25 protein-coding genes and 1 tRNA gene are annotated in these 18,254 nt (G+C 41.3%); 22 read left to right on the top strand and 4 right to left on the bottom strand.

The features are described from left to right. Nucleotides 1-531 precede the first annotated feature (531 nt). The 12 genes from rpmH to ACBP55_RS38235 all read left to right on the top strand — a co-directional run bounded on the left by rpmH (nucleotide 532) and on the right by ACBP55_RS38235 (nucleotide 11,522). Nucleotides 532-666: a 50S ribosomal protein L34 gene (gene rpmH / locus ACBP55_RS38290; RefSeq protein ID WP_029196162.1), complete on the top strand. Its 135-nt coding sequence runs from the start codon at nucleotides 532-534 to the stop codon at nucleotides 664-666. Between the two features lie 146 nt (nucleotides 667-812). Continuing rightward, nucleotides 813-1,172 (top strand): ribonuclease P protein component, encoded by a 360-nt coding sequence (gene rnpA, locus ACBP55_RS38285; protein WP_173185094.1) that lies wholly within the window; start codon nucleotides 813-815, stop codon nucleotides 1,170-1,172. Nucleotides 1,173-1,243: 71 nt separating this feature from the next. After that, nucleotides 1,244-2,011 carry a membrane protein insertase YidC gene (yidC, locus tag ACBP55_RS38280; protein WP_029196160.1) on the top strand — a complete coding sequence of 256 codons (768 nt, stop codon included), beginning with the start codon at nucleotides 1,244-1,246 and terminating at the stop codon, nucleotides 2,009-2,011. Then, nucleotides 2,008-2,625, top strand: coding sequence for an RNA-binding cell elongation regulator Jag/EloR (jag, locus tag ACBP55_RS38275; protein WP_464648869.1), 618 nt, complete (start codon nucleotides 2,008-2,010; stop codon nucleotides 2,623-2,625). Before yidC ends, jag begins: the two co-directional genes overlap by 4 nt. A gap of 71 nt (nucleotides 2,626-2,696) precedes the next feature. Continuing rightward, nucleotides 2,697-4,073, top strand: coding sequence for a tRNA uridine-5-carboxymethylaminomethyl(34) synthesis GTPase MnmE (mnmE, locus tag ACBP55_RS38270; protein WP_464648867.1), 1,377 nt, complete (start codon nucleotides 2,697-2,699; stop codon nucleotides 4,071-4,073). A 45-nt stretch (nucleotides 4,074-4,118) separates the two neighbouring features. Continuing rightward, the gene (gene mnmG / locus ACBP55_RS38265; RefSeq protein WP_464648865.1) at nucleotides 4,119-6,014 is read left to right on the top strand and encodes a tRNA uridine-5-carboxymethylaminomethyl(34) synthesis enzyme MnmG; all 1,896 of its coding nucleotides are present in this window, start codon (nucleotides 4,119-4,121) and stop codon (nucleotides 6,012-6,014) included. 3 nt (nucleotides 6,015-6,017) lie between these two features. Beyond that, nucleotides 6,018-6,746 carry a 16S rRNA (guanine(527)-N(7))-methyltransferase RsmG gene (rsmG, locus tag ACBP55_RS38260; RefSeq protein ID WP_464648863.1) on the top strand — a complete coding sequence of 243 codons (729 nt, stop codon included), beginning with the start codon at nucleotides 6,018-6,020 and terminating at the stop codon, nucleotides 6,744-6,746. A 332-nt stretch (nucleotides 6,747-7,078) separates the two neighbouring features. After that, complete coding sequence (gene noc / locus ACBP55_RS38255) at nucleotides 7,079-7,894, top strand: nucleoid occlusion protein (protein WP_464648861.1); 816 nt, start codon at nucleotides 7,079-7,081, stop codon at nucleotides 7,892-7,894. A 161-nt stretch (nucleotides 7,895-8,055) separates the two neighbouring features. Then, nucleotides 8,056-8,814 carry a ParA family protein gene (locus tag ACBP55_RS38250; protein ID WP_029196154.1) on the top strand — a complete coding sequence of 253 codons (759 nt, stop codon included), beginning with the start codon at nucleotides 8,056-8,058 and terminating at the stop codon, nucleotides 8,812-8,814. Further along, nucleotides 8,811-9,683 carry a ParB/RepB/Spo0J family partition protein gene (locus tag ACBP55_RS38245; RefSeq protein WP_464648859.1) on the top strand — a complete coding sequence of 291 codons (873 nt, stop codon included), beginning with the start codon at nucleotides 8,811-8,813 and terminating at the stop codon, nucleotides 9,681-9,683. The genes ACBP55_RS38250 and ACBP55_RS38245 overlap by 4 nt, the downstream gene beginning before the upstream one ends. A gap of 171 nt (nucleotides 9,684-9,854) precedes the next feature. Then, complete coding sequence (locus ACBP55_RS38240; RefSeq protein WP_464648857.1) at nucleotides 9,855-11,015, top strand: aminotransferase class V-fold PLP-dependent enzyme; 1,161 nt, start codon at nucleotides 9,855-9,857, stop codon at nucleotides 11,013-11,015. Between the two features lie 15 nt (nucleotides 11,016-11,030). Beyond that, nucleotides 11,031-11,522, top strand: a complete 492-nt coding sequence (locus ACBP55_RS38235) for a DUF4446 family protein (protein ID WP_464648855.1) — start codon at nucleotides 11,031-11,033, stop codon at nucleotides 11,520-11,522. Here ACBP55_RS38235 and yyaC read toward each other — a convergent pair. Further along, nucleotides 11,497-12,120: a spore protease YyaC gene (gene yyaC / locus ACBP55_RS38230; protein ID WP_261303393.1), complete on the bottom strand. Its 624-nt coding sequence runs from the start codon at nucleotides 12,118-12,120 to the stop codon at nucleotides 11,497-11,499. The genes ACBP55_RS38235 and yyaC overlap by 26 nt on opposite strands. A gap of 96 nt (nucleotides 12,121-12,216) precedes the next feature. On the opposite strand from yyaC, the gene ACBP55_RS38225 reads away from it, so the two are divergent. From ACBP55_RS38225 to ACBP55_RS38200, 6 genes are all read left to right on the top strand, one after another. Continuing rightward, on the top strand, nucleotides 12,217-12,453 hold the full coding sequence (locus tag ACBP55_RS38225) for a putative Se/S carrier protein (protein WP_082615209.1): 237 nt from the start codon (nucleotides 12,217-12,219) through the stop codon (nucleotides 12,451-12,453). 18 nt (nucleotides 12,454-12,471) lie between these two features. Continuing rightward, on the top strand, nucleotides 12,472-13,020 hold the full coding sequence (locus ACBP55_RS38220) for a mechanosensitive ion channel family protein (RefSeq protein ID WP_464648852.1): 549 nt from the start codon (nucleotides 12,472-12,474) through the stop codon (nucleotides 13,018-13,020). Continuing rightward, complete coding sequence (locus ACBP55_RS38215) at nucleotides 12,984-13,310, top strand: hypothetical protein (RefSeq protein WP_464648850.1); 327 nt, start codon at nucleotides 12,984-12,986, stop codon at nucleotides 13,308-13,310. Before ACBP55_RS38220 ends, ACBP55_RS38215 begins: the two co-directional genes overlap by 37 nt. Before the next feature lie 47 nt (nucleotides 13,311-13,357). After that, nucleotides 13,358-13,573, top strand: a complete 216-nt coding sequence (locus ACBP55_RS38210) for a DUF951 domain-containing protein (RefSeq protein ID WP_029196148.1) — start codon at nucleotides 13,358-13,360, stop codon at nucleotides 13,571-13,573. A 69-nt stretch (nucleotides 13,574-13,642) separates the two neighbouring features. Then, nucleotides 13,643-13,730 (top strand) — tRNA-Ser (locus ACBP55_RS38205). A gap of 161 nt (nucleotides 13,731-13,891) precedes the next feature. Continuing rightward, nucleotides 13,892-14,323, top strand: coding sequence for a hypothetical protein (locus tag ACBP55_RS38200; RefSeq protein WP_464648848.1), 432 nt, complete (start codon nucleotides 13,892-13,894; stop codon nucleotides 14,321-14,323). A 96-nt stretch (nucleotides 14,324-14,419) separates the two neighbouring features. Here ACBP55_RS38200 and ACBP55_RS38195 read toward each other — a convergent pair whose 3' ends face one another. From ACBP55_RS38195 to ACBP55_RS38185, 3 genes are all read right to left on the bottom strand, one after another. Beyond that, nucleotides 14,420-15,790 (bottom strand): right-handed parallel beta-helix repeat-containing protein, encoded by a 1,371-nt coding sequence (locus ACBP55_RS38195; RefSeq protein ID WP_464648847.1) that lies wholly within the window; start codon nucleotides 15,788-15,790, stop codon nucleotides 14,420-14,422. 142 nt (nucleotides 15,791-15,932) lie between these two features. Beyond that, a complete protein-coding gene (locus ACBP55_RS38190) occupies nucleotides 15,933-16,205 on the bottom strand; it encodes a hypothetical protein (protein ID WP_173185084.1) in 273 nt (90 codons plus the stop codon). Between the two features lie 33 nt (nucleotides 16,206-16,238). Next, nucleotides 16,239-16,427: a YjzC family protein gene (locus ACBP55_RS38185; RefSeq protein ID WP_464648845.1), complete on the bottom strand. Its 189-nt coding sequence runs from the start codon at nucleotides 16,425-16,427 to the stop codon at nucleotides 16,239-16,241. A 240-nt stretch (nucleotides 16,428-16,667) separates the two neighbouring features. Here ACBP55_RS38185 and rpsF point away from each other — a divergent pair, with 240 nt between their 5' ends. From rpsF to ACBP55_RS38165, 4 genes are all read left to right on the top strand, one after another. Continuing rightward, entirely contained in the window at nucleotides 16,668-16,955 is a 288-nt protein-coding gene (gene rpsF / locus ACBP55_RS38180; RefSeq protein ID WP_029196141.1) for a 30S ribosomal protein S6, read from the top strand. A 34-nt stretch (nucleotides 16,956-16,989) separates the two neighbouring features. Next, nucleotides 16,990-17,475 (top strand): single-stranded DNA-binding protein, encoded by a 486-nt coding sequence (gene ssb / locus ACBP55_RS38175; RefSeq protein ID WP_173185083.1) that lies wholly within the window; start codon nucleotides 16,990-16,992, stop codon nucleotides 17,473-17,475. Between the two features lie 23 nt (nucleotides 17,476-17,498). Then, nucleotides 17,499-17,786 carry a 30S ribosomal protein S18 gene (gene rpsR, locus ACBP55_RS38170; RefSeq protein ID WP_029196139.1) on the top strand — a complete coding sequence of 96 codons (288 nt, stop codon included), beginning with the start codon at nucleotides 17,499-17,501 and terminating at the stop codon, nucleotides 17,784-17,786. An 81-nt stretch (nucleotides 17,787-17,867) separates the two neighbouring features. Continuing rightward, the gene (locus tag ACBP55_RS38165; RefSeq protein ID WP_464648843.1) at nucleotides 17,868-18,206 is read left to right on the top strand and encodes a cupin domain-containing protein; all 339 of its coding nucleotides are present in this window, start codon (nucleotides 17,868-17,870) and stop codon (nucleotides 18,204-18,206) included. Nucleotides 18,207-18,254 lie beyond the last annotated feature (48 nt).

The raw sequence follows: 18,254 nt of genomic DNA, 5'->3' as shown, positions 1-18,254 counted from the left end.
CATGAAAGGATGGGCTTATTCGAAATCTGCTTATAGTTTGCTCGATCAACAACGAAAAGAACCTTTATGTCTGATGCGGTCAAGAAAGGACGATTTTTGTCGATTTTATCCACACTATTAAGGATCGGTTGAAATGACTTATTCTTGTAGAGGGAAAATTGTTCACAATGTTATCCACAGGTTGTTGATAAGTCGGAGGGTTAGTGGTGTCTATCCACAACAGAAACATTATCATCTTATCAAAAGATTACTTGTTAATCAACGGATTGTTTGATATTATCCACATTTACAACAAGTTGTGCATAGATTTTGTTCACAACACAAGATATTGTTGATATTATGTTAATTTTCGACAAGCTTCTCTGTGGAGAGGTGAAATTTTATACACAGGTTATTCTTTTTTTGATTTTTACTGAATACATGTCTTCTTCACCTGAACACTCGGGTAGGTTGACTTTCTGCTGTGAAAATGATTTAATGAGTAGTAGAAATTTTGTAGGATGGATATCCTCAGGTAGGGAGGTGCTATAGATGGGTCCGACGTTTAACCCGAATACGAGAAAGCGTAAGAAGAATCATGGTTTCCGTAAAAGAATGAGCACGAAGAACGGTCGTAAAGTTCTACAAGCTCGTCGTCTTAAAGGAAGAAAAATTCTTAGCGCGTAAAAATGAGGCTCCGGAAGGGGCTTTTTTTTTTGCATTTTGAGGGAATGGTTTATATCGCGATAATTTTGTTAAAGCTATATAAGCTAACTAATTTTGTTTGGAACTTAATTTAATCTTGGAGTCATCTGTCTGGAGCGTACATAATCGTGGAAAAAATATATAGATTAGCTAAAAGAGAAGACTTCAATAAAGTATATCGGTATGGGAAATCGATGGCCAATCATCAATTCGTTCTCTATTATTTGCCTCAGCCTAAATTGGAACATTTTCGCCTAGGCGTGTCTGTGAGTAAAAAGGTGGGCAATGCTGTCGTACGAAATCGGCTCAGACGAATGATGAAGGAAATTATCCGGTTAAAAAAAGAGAATATGACGCCACATTATGACTACATCTTATTAGCTAGAAAACCAGTGGTTGAAATGGACTATGCCGAGATGGAGAAAAGTATCTGGCATGTGATTCGCAAAGCTTCTTTATTAAAAAGAAATGATGTCATTAAAAAGTAACGTAATATTTCCTTGCAAGCTGAAGATGTGTTATAGTTTATGATGGAAAAGATATTTAGGAGGATCTCATTTTGACTCGTCGAATTTATATGCTAGCTTCACTCTCAGCGTTGATCTTATTACTGTCCGGATGTAGTCCGTCAAGTTCAGCTATGGCGCCTATTGATCCGAATACCGCAGGTTTTTTCGTTAAATATTTTGTGTACCCGCTTTCCATGACGCTGGACTGGTTCGCTGATCATTTATGGGGTCAATACGGATTATCCATCTTGGTCGTTACCTTGATCATTCGTTTAATTATTTTGCCGCTTACACTTAAGCAGTACAAAAGTTCCAAAAGGATGCAGGATCTACAGCCAGAGATGAAGAAGCTCAAAGAAAAGTATAAAGATGATGCGAAGAAACAGCAGGAAGAAACAATGAAGCTGTTTCAGCAAAATGGTGTGAATCCATTAGCAGGATGTTTCCCAATCATTGTTCAAATGCCAATTCTAATTGCTCTCTATCAAGCGATTATGCGTAATGATCACATCCGTGAACATACTTTCTTGTGGATGAACCTTGGTAAACCGGATCACTTGTATATTCTTCCGTTGATTGCCGCGGCAACGACATTCGTTCAACAAATGTTTATGTCTTCCCAAATGAATCAACAAATGAAAAGCTTGCTATATATTTTCCCAGTTATGATTTTCGTGATGTCCATGAATTTCGCAGCTGCGCTTCCGCTTTACTGGATTTACGGTAACATCTTCACAATCATTCAGTCTTACTTTATTTATGGTTCTCCTGCATCGCAAAAAGCGGGGCAAAAAAATAAGGGTGGCCTGTCCAAATGAAAAAAATTGTGGTGACTGGAAAGACTATTGAGCTAGCGGTTAAATCCGGTTTATCTCAATGGCAAGTTTCCGAGGATCGTGTAAACATTCATATTTTGGAGCAACCCTCTCGAGGGTTTCTCGGGTTTATTGGTACCAAAGAAGCTAAAGTAGAGCTTGAATTGATTCCAGATCCACTTGAGGAAGCCATTGCTTTCTTACAAGATATGTTCGCAGCGATGCAGATTTCCATCACCATAGAAACGCGTAAAGATCGTGAAGGCTACATCTTGAATATGAGTGGCTCTGAATTAGGGATTTTGATCGGTAAAAGAGGACAAACACTGGATGCTTTGCAGTATTTGGTTAATATCGTTGCAAACCGGTATGCGAATTCTCATTTTCGTATTATCTTAGATGCGGAAAATTTCAGAGATAGACGTAAGAAGACGTTGGAGGAGCTCGCAGTTAGGCTTGCCAATCGTGTGATTAAGTCCAAAAAAGAAGTGATTCTCGAACCCATGAATTCTCAGGAACGAAAGATTATTCATGCTGAACTACAGGGACATCCAGTTGTAAAAACATACAGTAAAGGCGAAGAACCTAACCGTCGGGTGGTTATCGCTGTCAAATAACGTAACCGCAATGACTTTGATCATGTCATTGCTTTTTCTTTAAGATGAGGTAAATTCGAGGTGTTAATACTATGTTAAATGATACGATTGCTGCTATTTCTACACCGCTAGGTGAGGGTGGGATAGCGGTTATTCGTGTGAGCGGAGATGAAGCCGTCCCATTCGTGGAACGGATTTTTCGCTCCAAAACGAAATTATCTGTTGCTGAGACGCATACGGTACATTATGGATTCATAATAGAACCTGCTTCTGCCCAAAAGGTAGAGGAGGTTCTAGTTACGTTAATGAAAGCTCCGCGTTCATTTACGATGGAAGATGTCGTGGAGGTCAGCTGTCACGGTGGAATTGTTTCAGTTAAGAAAGTACTCGATTTGCTGCTGCAGCAGGGAGTTCGGTTGGCTGAGCCCGGTGAGTTCACGAAGCGAGCATTCTTGAATGGTCGGATTGATCTGACCCAAGCTGAAGCGGTGATCGATTTAATCCGGGCCAAATCGGATAGAGCTTTCAAGGTAGCTTTGAAACAAGTTGAAGGAAATTTGTCGAAGCAAATCAAGAATTTACGTCATACATTAGTGGAATTGATGGCTCACGTAGAAGTGAATATTGATTATCCTGAGCATGATGTGGAAGAAATGACGAACAGCTTCATAAAGAGCAAGTGTGATACGGTTATGTTTGAAATTGACCGTCTTTTGGTAACTGCGGAGCAAGGGAAGATATTGCGTGAGGGTATTGAAACGGCCATTGTCGGTAAGCCAAATGTCGGCAAATCATCGCTTCTCAACGAATTAGCGCAGGAGAATCGCGCAATTGTAACGGATATTCCAGGTACAACGAGGGATGTTATTGAGGAATTCGTGAATATTGGTGGTATTCCTTTGAAGCTGCTGGATACTGCGGGCATTAGGGAAACCTCAGATCTTGTTGAACAAATAGGGGTTGAGCGTTCGAAGACAGCTTTAGCTGAAGCTGATCTTATCTTGTTAGTCCTGAATAGCAATGAAGAGCTTGAATTCGATGAAATTGCGCTGATGAAGCAATTAGCGGATAAGCAAACGATTGTCATTTTGAATAAGACGGATTTAACAAGGAAGCTGAATGTCGAGCAAGTTCTGAGTTATTTTCCACAAGAACGTATTGTAGAGTTATCCCTGATTGAGAATAAAGGTATTGAAGATTTGGAAAAAGCGATCGCGGCAATTTTCTTTGAGGGTAAACTAGAATCAAGTGATTTGACGTATGTTAGTAATGTTCGTCATATTTCGCTATTGAAGCAAGCAAAACGCTCGTTACAAGATGCACTTGATGCTAATGAACAATATGTACCTATTGATATGATACAAATTGATATTCGAGCAGCCTGGGAACAGCTTGGTGAGATTATTGGTGATTCAGTCGGAGAATCATTGATTGATCAGATATTTACACAATTTTGCTTAGGAAAATGAAAACGACAGCATTTGCGTTTTCATAAAAGAGGGAGGGACGTTATTATGGGATATCATGCAGGTGATTATGATGTAATTGTCATCGGTGCTGGACACGCAGGTTGTGAATCTGCATTAGCCTCAGCACGCATGGGTTGTAATACGCTTTTATTAACGATTAATTTAGACATGGTCGCATTCATGCCTTGCAATCCATCAATTGGTGGTCCTGCGAAGGGCCACGTTGTTCGTGAGATTGACGCGCTTGGTGGCGAAATGGGTCGTAACATCGACAAAACGTATATTCAAATGCGAATGCTGAATACAGGGAAAGGCCCCGCGGTACATGCGCTGCGTGCTCAAGCGGATAAATTTTCGTATCAACATAAAATGAAGGAAACAATTGAGGCGACTCCAAACTTGACACTTCGTCAGGGTATGGCGGAAGAGCTTATTGTTGAAGGCGGCGTGTGTAAGGGTGTTATTACGAAAACAGGCGCTGAGTATTACTCAAAAGCAATCGTATTGACGACAGGGACTTATTTAAGAGGGAAAGTTATCATGGGCGAACTGATGTATGAGAGTGGACCTAATAATCAACAGCCTTCTGTTAAATTATCGGAATCCTTGCGTAAACTCGGTTTTGATCTTGTTCGATTCAAAACAGGAACGCCGCCTCGCGTTCATAAGGATACTATTGATTTTAGTAAAACGGAAATTCAACCGGGTGATGATGAACCTAAATTTTTCTCATTTGAGACTAAAGCAGAAACAAATGGGAGTGAGCAGCTTCCATGTTGGTTAACGTACACGTCTGAGGAAACGCACAACATTATTAATTCGAATTTACACCGTGCTCCGATGTTCTCAGGAGCTATTGAAGGAACAGGACCAAGATATTGTCCATCTATTGAGGATAAAATTGTTCGATTCGCTGATAAACCTAAGCATCAAATCTTTCTAGAACCAGAGGGACGCAATACTTCTGAATATTATGTTCAAGGGTTATCAACGAGCATGCCTGAAGATGTTCAATTGGGCATTTTGCGCTCAATCCCTGGGTTAGAGAAAGTGGAAATGATGCGTACCGGTTATGCCATTGAATATGATGCGGTTGTTCCTACTCAATTGAAACCTTCTTTGGAAACGAAATTGGTAAGTGGATTATTTACTGCTGGGCAAATTAATGGAACATCGGGATACGAGGAAGCTGCTGGTCAAGGGGTTATGGCTGGGATTAATGCGGCTCGTAAAGTGCAAGAGAAAGAAGCCATCGTTCTAGATAGATCGGAAGGATATATCGGCGTTTTAATTGATGATCTTGTAACGAAGGGTACGAGTGAACCTTATCGTCTATTAACATCACGCGCAGAGTATCGCTTACTTCTTCGTCACGATAATGCTGACCTAAGACTAACGCCAATTGGTCATGAAATTGGTCTTATTTCAGAAGAACGTTACGCTGCATTCTTAAATAAGAAAGCTTTGATTGATCAAGAAATTGAACGTTTGGCGGAGGTAAAGGTTAAGCCGGAACCTCATGTGCAGGAATTACTGGCGAGTTTGGAAAGTGTGCAGTTGAATAATTCTGTACCAGCTATTTCGCTGCTTCGTCGTCCTGAGATTGAATATAAGCATATTGAGCAAATGACTCCTTCTCCACTTGAGCTGGATGATGAAATGAAAGAACAAGTAGGCATTCAAGTGAAATATGCTGGCTACATCGAAAAACAAAGCAATCAAGTTGAACGGTTGCGTAAAATGGAAAAGAAAAAAATTCCGGATGACATCGAGTATAGTGAAATTCACGGGATTGCGACGGAAGCTAAGCAAAAATTAGCTAAAATTCGTCCGATATCTATTGGGCAAGCATCTCGTATCGGTGGCGTTACACCTTCGGATATTTCTATCCTGCTTGTTTATTTAGAACATTACAACAGAGTCATTGCGGCTAGAGGTTAATTCATGGATGCTATTCAACAACAATTTGTTCAATTATTAGAGAAACAACAAATTTCTCTTTCTACCCAACAGCTTGATCAATTTGAGTTGTATTACAAGATTCTTGTAGAGTGGAATGAGAAAATGAATTTAACGGGTATTACAGAGAGAGATCAGGTCTACTTAAAACATTTCTATGATTCTCTTTCTGTTTCTTTTAATTTTAATGTGGGACACGTGTCATCCGTTGCAGATATTGGATCTGGAGCTGGTTTTCCGAGTATCCCTTTGAAAATTGCTTTTCCACATCTTAAAATTACGATTGTCGATTCTTTGAATAAGCGTATTTTGTTTTTAAGAGAATTAGTTTCGCAACTTGGACTGACAGATACCGAATGTGTTCATGGTAGAGCAGAAGACGTTGCTAGATTACCTAAGTACCGGGATCAATTTGATTTGGTTACTGCAAGAGCTGTTGCGCGACTACAGGTTTTAAATGAATTTTGTCTTCCTTTCGTTAAGAAAGGTGGAACTTTCATTGCAATGAAAGGTTCAGAGATTGATGAGGAATTAAACGAGGCTTCTTTCAGTTTCGCAGAACTGAGAGGAAAGGTAGTCAAGGTGAATCGTATGCTGCTACCCATTGAGGAATCGATTCGCCATTTCGTAGAGATTCATAAACTAGCATCGACTCCAGCTAAGTATCCTAGAAAAGCAGGTATCCCGTTGAAAGAGCCTTTGGTCAAACTGTGAATTTGTTCCACGTGAAACATTTACATGGTTTGGACTGTCAAATAGAAGGAAATATCAACTCTATGTTGAATTAATAATAGAGTGGAATTAAGCTAATCTATAAGTATTTTAAGAGACTCTACTTGTCATACTTTGACGTAATAGTTGCAATTTTTTTCGTTCGTTGAAAAGAAAGATTAGTTTTAATACTGTGCTTCGCATCAACCTTGACAAACGCACTCGTCTCTAATGAACGAAGGTGCCGTTTATCCTTGTGTAGGACGAAGAGGTCGTCTATCTTTGGATCATTTTGGTCGCTTAAACTACGGGAAGAGTTGGTGGTAAGTTTTCCTATGAAAGAACAAATTTCAAAGCTATTTGGCCTAGCAGATCGATCAACGACTGACGAGGTCAAGAACATATCGGTGAATAGCATTATTCCAAGTCCGTATCAGCCAAGGTTATTGTTTGATGATGATCGTATTGATGAACTCATGCAAACAATTCGAACGCATGGCATCATTCAGCCGATCGTTGTCAGAGTTAAAAACAACACGTTTGAACTGATTGCCGGTGAACGACGTCTAAGAGCTGTTAAAAAGCTGGGTCTCGATACAATCCCTGCGATTGTACGTGATTTCAATGATTCTCAAGCAGCATCTATTGCTCTTATTGAAAATTTACAGCGCGAAGGACTTACTGCAATAGAAGAGGCTGCAGCTTACCAACAGTTAATAGAGATGCATGATTTAACACAAGAAAGCTTAGCGCAGCGTCTGGGTAAAAGCCAATCCACGATTGCTAATAAGATTCGTTTATTACATCTAAGCGAACCTGTTAAGATGGCATTAATGGAACGTAAGATTACGGAACGTCATGCGAGAGCGTTGTTGGCGCTTGATCAAGAAGAACTACAAGTTAAAGTGCTTGAAGAAGTTATCACTAAAGAGTTGAATGTAAAGCAAACAGAAATTAAAATTAATTTTTTGAAAGAAGCTACTAAGATTAAGAAATCTCGTCGCGTCTCTTTTACGAAAGATGTTCGGTTAGCTTTAAATACAATTCGCCAATCCGTTGAAATGGTTTCTAGTTCTGGTTTAAATATTAATACGTCTGAGCAAGATCATGATGATCATTACGAAATTATAATTAAGATTCCTAAACGATAATAAAGCATTTATTGCTACCTTAAACGGCGCAAGCCGTTTTTTTGCTTCTTATGGACATAAACTATCAAATATAGATAAGGTAACTAGTCCATAGATATGTTAAGATAGTAATACTGCTTTAGTATGGCATTTGGAACATAAGCGATTGAGGTGAAATGGTTTTGTCTAAAATAATAGCAATAACAAATCAGAAAGGTGGCGTCGGTAAGACGACAACTTCTGTAAATTTAGGTGCTTCTCTAGCCTCTTTAGGGAAAAGGGTGCTTCTCGTTGACATCGATCCACAAGGCAATACAACAAGTGGGATAGGTGTGAACAAAGCGGATGTTGTTAATTGTATCTATGACGTTCTTATTAATGATGTTCACCCCAAAGATGCAACGGTTGATACCAATGTTCCAAATCTCAAAATAGTACCTGCAACAATTCAGTTGGCAGGAGCTGAAATAGAACTTGTACCAACGATTTCAAGGGAAGTACGATTAAAGAAATCTCTCCAGTTAGTGAAACATTTATATGATTACATCCTTATTGATTGTCCTCCGTCACTAGGCCTTCTAACCATTAACTCATTAACTGCTGCCGATTCTGTCATTATCCCAATTCAATGTGAATACTATGCGCTTGAAGGATTAAGCCAACTGCTCAACACCGTTCGTTTAGTACAAAAGCATCTTAATACAGGGCTTCAAATTGAAGGCGTATTGTTGACTATGTTCGACGCAAGAACTAACCTTGGCATACAGGTTATTGAAGAAGTAAAGAAATACTTTCAAACAAAAGTATACCAAACGATTATTCCAAGAAATGTTCGCTTAAGTGAAGCGCCCAGTCATGGACAGTCCATTATTACTTATGATCCTAGATCAAAAGGCGCGGAAGTGTATTTAGAGCTTGCGAAGGAAGTGATCTCTGTATGACCAAAGGCCTTTCTAAAGGTTTAGGTAAGGGATTGGATGCTTTAATTACTTCTTTACATATTGATGAAAGTGATAAAGTCATCCAAATTCCATTATCCCAATTGAGAGCAAACCCTTATCAACCTAGAAAAAACTTTAATGAAGATAGTATTAGAGAACTAGCTGATTCAATCAAAGAACACGGTGTTATTCAACCAATTATCGTTCGTAAAGTTCTCAAAGGATTTGAGATCATTGCGGGGGAGCGAAGATTCCGTGCCTCTCAAGTAACGGGGATTGCGACAATTCCTGCTGTTGAAAGAAACTTCTCTGATCAGCAAGTTATGGAAATTGCGTTGATTGAGAACGTACAACGTGAAGATCTCAATGCGATGGAAATTGCCTTTGCGTATCAAGGAATCATTGACCAGTTTTCTCTCACACAAGAAGAGTTATCTGCAAAGGTCGGGAAGAGTAGATCGCATATTGCAAACTTTCTGAGATTGCTTCAACTGCCTGAATCCATTAAACAATATGTTTCACGTGGAACATTATCCATGGGACATGCTAGAGCTATTGTGGGTGTGAAGGACGATAAGCTGAAGAAAGAACTCGCCGAAACGACCATCAGCAAGCAATGGAGTGTACGTGAACTAGAAGAAGCTGTGAAAACGTTGGAAGAGACTCCAGGGCAAGAAAAGGAAAGAAGTAAGCAGAAAGAAAAAAATAGAGATCCATATATTAATCAAGCCGAGGATCAGTTGAGAGATATTTACCGAACGACGGTGAAAATCAAACATCAGCAGGATAAAGGTAAGATTGAACTTCTCTACTATTCCAAAGACGATTTAAACCGTCTGCTAGAATTGCTGCAAGGTAAAATCTCTTAAAATTAGATAGCATACCGATGGTTTTCTTTCGAACTGAAAGATCAAACTAAGGTATGCTATATTTATGATTTGATGAGTGAATTTACAATTTAGCGTGCTTCGCATCAACCTTATCGAGCGTGCTTGTCTGTCAGACGGCTTAGGCTTTTATCCATGAGAGAGGGTGACAAAATGAAGGGTGTTATGTATTTTGATCAAGCGGCATCTTCGTGGCCTAAACCGCCTGCTGTTATGGATGCCATGATGCAATGTATGCATGAGTTTGCAGCCAATCCAGGCAGAGGCAGTCATCAAATGGCAGTGAAAGCCAGTAGAGTATTATTTGAGACACGAAAAAATACGGCACGTTTATTCGGGATTAGAAACCCTAATGATATTTCGTTTGCATTAAATACAACCCATGCGTTGAATCAAGCAATCAAAGGCTACTTAAAAGCTGGGGACCACGTGATATGTACCAATATCGAGCATAACTCGGTGCGGAGACCGCTTGAATATTTGAGGGCCTCAGCTCAGGTTGAACTTACCTATATCCCTAGTGATGAACAAGGGAATATTCGATTAGATGAATTGAAACAGGCATTTCAATCCAACACAACACTTGTTGTTGTCAATCATAGTTCTAACCTTATGGGAACCATTATGCCAGTAGGAGAAATAGGAGAGATCTGTCGTGCTCAAGGCGTCAGGTTGCTCGTAGACGCGGCTCAGAGTGCCGGTATACTGCCTATTGATGTAGCGAGTATGAATATCGATATGTTGGCTTTTCCGGGCCACAAGGGGCTCCTGGGGCCTCAAGGGACAGGGGGGTTATACATTCATCCGGACATTGATTTAGAGCCGCTATTACATGGAGGTACGGGGAGTCAATCGGAGGCCATTCATCAACCCACTGTGCGACCAGATCGTTATGAAGCTGGAACGCAAAATACAGTTGGCATTGCGGGGCTAAATGAAGGTGTAAAATTTGTCTTGTCTGAAACCGTTGAAAAGATTCATGAGAAAGAGTGGCGCCAAACTCAGAACTTAATGGAAGGGTTACTGGGAATTGCAGGAGTCACGGTTCTTGGGCCAAGGCTTGGACAAAATAAAACAGGAATTGTTTCCTTTAATATCAGTGATGCGGATTCATCGGAAGTGGCCTTTATCCTGGATCAATCTTTTCAGATTGCCGTTCGTTCAGGCTATCACTGTACGCCACTGGCGCATGAAGCTGCTGGAACTTTAGCTAAAGGTGCGGTTAGAGCGAGTATTGGTTATTTCACAACGGATCATGAAGTGGAAGCCTTGATTGATGCTGTAAAAGAGATTCAAACGCAGTATGCGAAGTAGAAAGAGGGATAAATCATGGGGGAACTGTTTGGCCTTGATGGTGGGGTCATCGTATTAACTTGTTTCGCACTAATCATTGTGCTGTTTATTTTCATATTAATTGTTTCCATTAAATTAGCGTCTTTGCGTAAACGATATACACAAATGATAAATGGTTCAAAAGCAGAAAATATGGAACAGATCATTATTGATATGCAAAAAGGATTGAACGAGCAAAAGGCCGAATCAGCAGCGACTTCAGCCAAGGTTGAAACGATTCGTCAAGCATTAATGAAGACGAAGTCAAAAGTCGCCATCCATCGCTATAATGCCTTCAATGAAGGTGGAAGTGATTTAAGCTTTACAATTGCCATATTGGATGAATATCAAGATGGGATTATTCTGACGGGTATACATAGCCGCGAGCAAATGTATTTGTATGCGAAGCCAATTCAGAATGCACAATCAACTTATACGCTAAGCTCTGAAGAAAAAGAAGCGATTAATCAAACTTTAAAGCAGCCGTAGCATTAGGTGTATAAGATTGTGTGCGGCGCAATGCAGAATGAAGAGCGTCACCAATAATATTGGCCATATTCATGACTAAGCTAAGCCGCGTATTTTGCAGGACGAAATACTCCATAAATCCACCGACATTTACAATACCGGTAACATGGATGTCACCAACGGGAGGCAAATCTTTATTTACACCGGCGCCTGGTTTAAGAGGTCCGTCTGCAACCTGAATGCAACCGACACTGGATACTTGACCAAGGCAAGCATCGATGGCAACGATGAAAGGGTTTTGAAATTGGTTGTGGATTTTATCAACGGTTTCAGCTAAATTCATAGCATGGACAGGCTCATCTAATGTACCGAAAAGATGAAGGTTGCGGAGGTTGGTTGTTCGGTTCAAATGAGAGCCAACTAATGGTCCTAAGGAATCACCAGTAGAACGATCGGTTCCAACACATATGATGACGATAGGTTGATAGGTTGGTAGTTTGCTAAAGATGGTGTGTAAATGCTTTGAGAGAAGAAAAGGGGTATCGGCATCTGTATGTTGAATCTTTAGTGGTTCTAGAACCGCATTTTTCACGCCATCGAAACCAAATTGGAATTTCATCGTATCCCTCCAAATGTTGCTACTTTTTTACTAGTATATGGAGAGATAGGGACATTTATACGTAGAAGAGGGGGACTTTCCCTGAAACTTTCAATCATGTTGCTAGCGTTCGATTCTACTCAACAGGCACTGAGAGCAGAAATGCTGCTAGAGTACGCAGATATCGAGATCGACATTAGACCAACTCCGAAAGAAATCACGGCAGGCTGCGCATTGTCTATCGAATTCCCCGGAGAGAATTTAGAACAAGTAAGAGACATTATTCATTCTGAAAATGTGGAAATCAGAGGTATCTATTTTAAAAATGAGGATAAATATGTTACGATGGAATGAAATTAAGGGGGGCTGCACATGGCCTTTGTAACCAAATATTTTACGGATTTAAGTCAATGGGTACACAATCATGTAATGAAACCGGAAATGATAGCTTCGATATTTTGGATTATCGTTAAAATTATATTAATCTATGTAGTATCTAAAATATGCATAAAAATCGCGGATAAAACAATTGCTCATATGATGTCAGCTAGAGACAAGTCTCCGTTGAAGTTTGATAGAAGAAGAACAAACACAATAGGAAGTCTCATACATAACCTAATAGCTTACACGATCAATCTCATATGCATCATGCTGATACTAGGGCAAGTGGGACTAAATATAGGTCCTTTACTTGCTGGTGCAGGTGTACTCGGGCTAGCGATTGGTTTCGGGGCACAGAGTTTGGTGAAGGATGTAATAACAGGTTTTTTCATCATATTTGAAGATCAATTCGGAGTGGGGGACGTCATTCAGATTGATTCATTCAAAGGTACAGTAGAAGAAATCGGGATTAGAGTGACACGGATCAAGACTGGACCGGTGAAGTGCATATTATTCCGAATGGGAATATCAAACAAGTAACCAATTTTTCTACCTACAATTCACTTGCCGTAGTTGATGTAACGATTCCTCTCCATTTGGATATTGATAAAGCGACAGAAATCCTCAAGGAAACGGTGAAGCAAGTTCAGCTGCTTACCGATGATATTGTAAAAGAACCTGAGGTGCTTGGTGTCCAGATGGTGGGTTCGACGGATTTGAAAATCCGCATTATTGCGGAGTGCAAGCCGACAAGACAATTTAATGTCACTAGACTTTTGAATATCGAGATTAAGAAGCAGCTCAATATTACGCAAATAGAAGTGATATAACCCAAGAAGATCATGTCCATAAATTCGGAAAAGGCGGTGGCAGACGAATGGAGAAGAAGCAGTATCAGCTTGGCGATATTGTGCAAATGAAAAAGCCCCATCCGTGTGGCACCAATGAAATGGAAATCATTCGGATGGGCATGGATATTCGGATCAAATGTGTAGGATGTAAACACAGTGTATTAGTACCGAGAACAAAGTTCGAAAGTAAGCTAAAAAAAGTACTCCGATCGAATACAGAGATACAAGAAGAGTCCTCCTAAAGGGTTCAAGAAAAACACTTGCGAGAGCCTGACTTTTTTGATACAATAAGTCCTGTTCTCGCTTTTCATGGAAAGGTACCCAAGTGGTCCAAGGGGGCTGACTCGAAATCAGTTAGGCGTCGCGAGGCGTGCGTGGGTTCGACTCCCACTCTTTCCGTACTCTAGTGAAACCAACATTTGTGAAACAAATTAAGAGCCTTTTACGTCTATGAAGACGTAGAGGGCTCTTTTGCTTTTGCAGGTAGGGAATAAAAGGCAAGGCAAAGAAGCAAAATAACCCCATATCTAGGCATAGGTAAAATGAGGAGGTAGAATGATATGAGAATTTGGGTGATGATGCTTCTGGTGCTGGCTGTGGTCGTTACAGGGTGCTCCAAGAAGAATGTGGGAGGCACAGCTAGTCCAACTCCTGGAGTGACTGTACAGCCTTCTGCAGGGGCTTCTGCGACGCCAGGCGGGACAAGCAGTCCAGCGGGAGGAGCAGCTGCTACTGTGACACCAAAAGCCGGCGACAATGCGACGAAGGATGAGCCCCTTCCTAAGATAACGAAGGAACAGGCCGATAAGATAAGTATGACAGGCACCTATGATGACGTGGTGAAACTAACAGGAGCCAAAGGCAAGCTGGTGAAAGATGAGAATGGAAAGAAAACGTATGAGTACGAGATATCCAATCAATCTGGTTATTATGTTCAGCTTGTTTTCTTTGCGGATGGAAAGATATCAGAGAAGCGAGTTTATCAGAAATAACGATTGCAAAAAGGCCACACACCCAACTACACTGGGATGTGGCCTTTTCTTACCACATAAGAAAGTATAGGTTTTCGGATCACGAAAACCGCTTTCTTATAAGATAGAAGTGGTTGTGTTTGTGCCTTTATCGAAGATTTTCTCGCCATTTCCATAACCCACATTGCCAAAGAGGATGGTTTCTCGACAATTGGCATCTGAGATGCGAATGGGTGCTTTGGTACAGGTGTTTAGGCTATTACCCGTTAACTGATTGCTATCCGAGTAAGAACCGCTGTCTTTGCCATCAGAAGCGAGCACGATCCCATCTGCTTTGCAAGTACGAATAGAATTCTGACGAATCTGATTATCGTAAGCATTAATGAGGACAATACCGTTATTACCAATAGCTTGGAGCTGGTTATTAGCTATGATATTGTGGTGAGGGCGTTTTTGTTGGGTGTCCGCTTGCCCCACTAACTGAATGCCAATATCTTCGATATCATTTAGCGTATTAGCCGTAATCATATTGGAGATGCAGTGACCCTTGAGGCGGATGCCATAGGTGTACCCTTTATTTCCGCTTGAATTTATAAAATTCTCAATGATGTTATCGGAAAGGGTATTAAATTGACACGGTTCTTCTTTGGGACCGGATATAAGGTCAATGCCAGACTGATAGCATTTCTGCATGCGATTTCTCGCAATGACAGAATGACTGCTGCCATTGGTCAAAGTGATACATGGTTGAAACAGCATGTTGAATTGATTTTGCACCAAATGATGATTCTTAACATTACTGCACCAGATGCCATATCCCTGGGTATCGTAATCCAGCGTTCCGATGATGGAATCGAAGGTACAGTTCTCGACAACAACTCGGTTAGAATCAACGGATTTTATGCCATTGTCGATCATGGAAAAGGTGCAGTCAGTGATGGTAATGTCACTAGCTTGGTCGAGCGCAATTCCGCATTCAATTCGTGGAACCGAGGCGTTTCCGAAGGAACCAAATCCTTGGAAGGACAATCCTTGGATATGTATATGCTGAACCGCAGATAAATTAAGAAGACCGAATTTATGGGTGGATGACCGAAGGATGCTGCTGCTGCCGGCCCCCATTAAGGTAATGTTCGCGCTCACACGTAAAGGCATCTTGAGGAAGTACATACCTGGCGGGATGTAAACGATGCCACCTGATTGAGCAGCCGTGTCGATTGCACTTTGGATGTAAGGAGAATCGTCTTCATCATAGCGTCGGTTGCCGCGGGCTCCGAAATCTTTGACATTATAGAAGAGAGTAGAAGTGGCTGCCGCATGCGCTTTATGACTAGGCATGAATAAGTCACCGGCTGCCAAAGCTATGCCTGCTGCACCTAGTGTAGATAACAGCTTTCTACGGCTAAGGGATGATGCGGGTGAAGAAGGGAGATCACTAGCTAGATTACTAGTGTCAGTCTCGCGCTGAGTATGTCTATTTTCGTCCAAAAAGTTCACCTCATACATAGATTGGTAGATATAGTAAATTATAAAGCAAAGCAAGCTAGCCGGAAAGAGCAGCATATAAAAATACAAAATACCCCTGAACATATCGTTCAGAGGTACTTCCAATTTACAAGAGTCGGTGCGGTTAATGACTCCTATCCCGCCGTCTGTAACTGACAGAGAAGCGGTCAATGATATACCCAACCAAGGCCCATGAGGCGATCGTTAACGCATAAATGATGAGCATTTTAAACATGGAGATCTCATAGATGTTCGTAAATGTTGATGCAAACCATGCTGGTACACTGAGCGCGTAGAACAGCATATAAAAGGCATCATGATCATGAAATAAATAATGAACCAAGCACAAGGCAGCACCTAGGAAGGTAAACAGCCAGGTAAACGTGGTAGTTCTCATAGCTCATTCTCCTAGTCTTGGTGAACTCAGAACTTACTGCCGCAAATGTTTTCGGTGCCATTTTCGATTGTGGTTGCTCGTTTCAGGGAAGGTATCACCCTTTTTCAGTGTAACGATTTTGGGATTTCTAATCCCCATGTGAAAAGCATTTTCACCAACTTCGATATACTGACCGTCGTTAGGAACATGATCGCCAGCATTGAATTGTGTCCATTCACCCATGATGATCACCTCTTCTCAAGAATAACATCGTATTTAGATTACCCCTTTGGAGGGGAAGCATGTATGAATCCCATTACCAGCTTCCTCCTTCGCATTTTATTGGAGAAAAACTTGTAATCTGTCGCTCGATTTGCTATAGTATTCAGGTGCGAGTTTTGAATAAGAATCCTCGCTCCTTGCTCCTTTGCTTGTCTGACAAGCTTAAAAAGGAGCCGCTTAGTCCAAAAGGAGGTGAAATACATGCGCAAATATGAACTGATGTACATCATTCGTACAGACGTTGAACAAGAAGTTGTTCAATCTACGGTAGAAAAGTTCCAAGGCATCATCACGAACGGTGGGGGAGAAATCTCCAAACATGACCTGATGGGCAAACGCCGTCTTGCGTATGAGATCAATAAGTTCCGTGACGGGCACTATGTGCTGGTACACTTCAACGCAGAACCTGCTGTTGTAACTGAACTTGATCGCGTACTTAAGATTTCGGACGAAGTTATTCGTCACTTAATCGTAAACGACGTAGCTTAATTCATGCCAGTATTTTCGTCAGGAGGGTTGTTCCATGTTGAACCGTGTTATTCTTATCGGTCGATTGACCAAAGATCCAGAACTTCGTTATACGCCAGCTGGTGTAGCTGTCACACAATTTACACTTGCAGTAGACCGCCCTTTCACGAATTCACAGTCGAAAGAACGGGAAGCGGACTTTATCAATATCGTCACGTGGAGGCAGCTTGCTGAAACATGCGCGAACTATTTGCGTAAAGGTCGTTTAACAGCAGTGGAAGGACGTATTCAGGTACGGAATTACGACAACAATGAGGGCAAGCGCGTTTATGTGACCGAAGTTATTGCCGATAATGTACGTTTCCTTGAATCCAGCAACAGCGGCGCTAATCGCGAAGAAGGCGGATCGTCTAACGCAAACGCAAGCTACGGCGGCGGAAGCGGCAGTGGCAATCGTGGCGGTGGATCGCGCGAGCAGCAGGATCCTTTCATAGATGACGGAAAACCGATCGATATTTCCGATGATGATTTGCCATTCTAAAGTAGAAAGGACTGAACAAACTAATGGCTTTCCAAAAAAGAGATAACAACAGTGAAGATCGCGGCGACCGCAAATTTGCTCCTCGTGGTAAAGGCGGTAAAGGTAAACGTCGTAAGGTTTGTTACTTCACAGTAAACAAAATCAAGCACATTGACTATAAAGATATTGAAACTCTTAAAAAGTTCATCAGTGAGCGCGGGAAGATTCTTCCTAGACGTGTAACTGGTACTTCCGCTAAGTACCAACGTGCATTGACGATCGCTATCAAGCGCTCCCGTACAATCGCATTGTTGCCTTACACAACGGAATAGGGTTAAACCAAGAAGGCAGCTGTATCTAACGGCTGTCTTTTTTGCATGTCAAGAAGCAAACTAAAAGGGGAGAAACCCATCGTGAAAATCCACAAAGAGCAGGCAGAACACTACATATGGGGCGATGATTGCGACGGTTGGTTCCTGGAACGGGATGCGGATAGAACCATTATCCAAGAGCGAATGCCGGCGGGCGCGAGCGAAGTGAAGCATGTGCATCAAAAGGCGAAGCAGTTTTTCTTCATTTTAAGCGGAGAAGCAAAGATGTGGATCGATGGTACGGTCATCACCTTGAAGCCGCAGGAAGGCTGCACCATTTTGCCTAGTATTCCGCATCAAATTCGAAACGAATCTTTGGAAAGTGTCGAATTTTTAGTGATTTCAACACCATCCACGCAAGGAGATCGAACAGCTCTGTAGAGGCTTTCTTTTCTTGTGCCTATTTGTGGTATAATTGACACAATAGTC

The organism is Paenibacillus sp. WG02, from assembly GCF_055396115.1.
This window is presented reverse-complemented; position numbering and strand designations above follow the sequence as displayed.

What these genes read in the sequence shown, in the direction of transcription:
- rpmH (WP_029196162.1), top strand. Translation starts at nt 532, where the DNA reads ATGGGTCCGACGTTTAACCCGAATACGAGAAAGCGTAAGAAGAATCAT.
- jag (WP_464648869.1), top strand. Translation starts at nt 2,008, where the DNA reads ATGAAAAAAATTGTGGTGACTGGAAAGACTATTGAGCTAGCGGTTAAA.
- mnmE (WP_464648867.1), top strand. Translation starts at nt 2,697, where the DNA reads ATGTTAAATGATACGATTGCTGCTATTTCTACACCGCTAGGTGAGGGT.
- mnmG (WP_464648865.1), top strand. Translation starts at nt 4,119, where the DNA reads ATGGGATATCATGCAGGTGATTATGATGTAATTGTCATCGGTGCTGGA.
- rsmG (WP_464648863.1), top strand. Translation starts at nt 6,018, where the DNA reads ATGGATGCTATTCAACAACAATTTGTTCAATTATTAGAGAAACAACAA.
- noc (WP_464648861.1), top strand. Translation starts at nt 7,079, where the DNA reads ATGAAAGAACAAATTTCAAAGCTATTTGGCCTAGCAGATCGATCAACG.
- ACBP55_RS38245 (WP_464648859.1), top strand. Translation starts at nt 8,811, where the DNA reads ATGACCAAAGGCCTTTCTAAAGGTTTAGGTAAGGGATTGGATGCTTTA.
- ACBP55_RS38240 (WP_464648857.1), top strand. Translation starts at nt 9,855, where the DNA reads ATGAAGGGTGTTATGTATTTTGATCAAGCGGCATCTTCGTGGCCTAAA.
- ACBP55_RS38235 (WP_464648855.1), top strand. Translation starts at nt 11,031, where the DNA reads ATGGGGGAACTGTTTGGCCTTGATGGTGGGGTCATCGTATTAACTTGT.
- yyaC (WP_261303393.1), bottom strand. Translation starts at nt 12,120, where the DNA reads ATGAAATTCCAATTTGGTTTCGATGGCGTGAAAAATGCGGTTCTAGAA.
- ACBP55_RS38225 (WP_082615209.1), top strand. Translation starts at nt 12,217, where the DNA reads ATGTTGCTAGCGTTCGATTCTACTCAACAGGCACTGAGAGCAGAAATG.
- ACBP55_RS38220 (WP_464648852.1), top strand. Translation starts at nt 12,472, where the DNA reads ATGGCCTTTGTAACCAAATATTTTACGGATTTAAGTCAATGGGTACAC.
- ACBP55_RS38210 (WP_029196148.1), top strand. Translation starts at nt 13,358, where the DNA reads ATGGAGAAGAAGCAGTATCAGCTTGGCGATATTGTGCAAATGAAAAAG.
- ACBP55_RS38200 (WP_464648848.1), top strand. Translation starts at nt 13,892, where the DNA reads ATGAGAATTTGGGTGATGATGCTTCTGGTGCTGGCTGTGGTCGTTACA.
- ACBP55_RS38190 (WP_173185084.1), bottom strand. Translation starts at nt 16,205, where the DNA reads ATGAGAACTACCACGTTTACCTGGCTGTTTACCTTCCTAGGTGCTGCC.
- ACBP55_RS38185 (WP_464648845.1), bottom strand. Translation starts at nt 16,427, where the DNA reads ATGGGTGAATGGACACAATTCAATGCTGGCGATCATGTTCCTAACGAC.
- rpsF (WP_029196141.1), top strand. Translation starts at nt 16,668, where the DNA reads ATGCGCAAATATGAACTGATGTACATCATTCGTACAGACGTTGAACAA.
- ssb (WP_173185083.1), top strand. Translation starts at nt 16,990, where the DNA reads ATGTTGAACCGTGTTATTCTTATCGGTCGATTGACCAAAGATCCAGAA.
- rpsR (WP_029196139.1), top strand. Translation starts at nt 17,499, where the DNA reads ATGGCTTTCCAAAAAAGAGATAACAACAGTGAAGATCGCGGCGACCGC.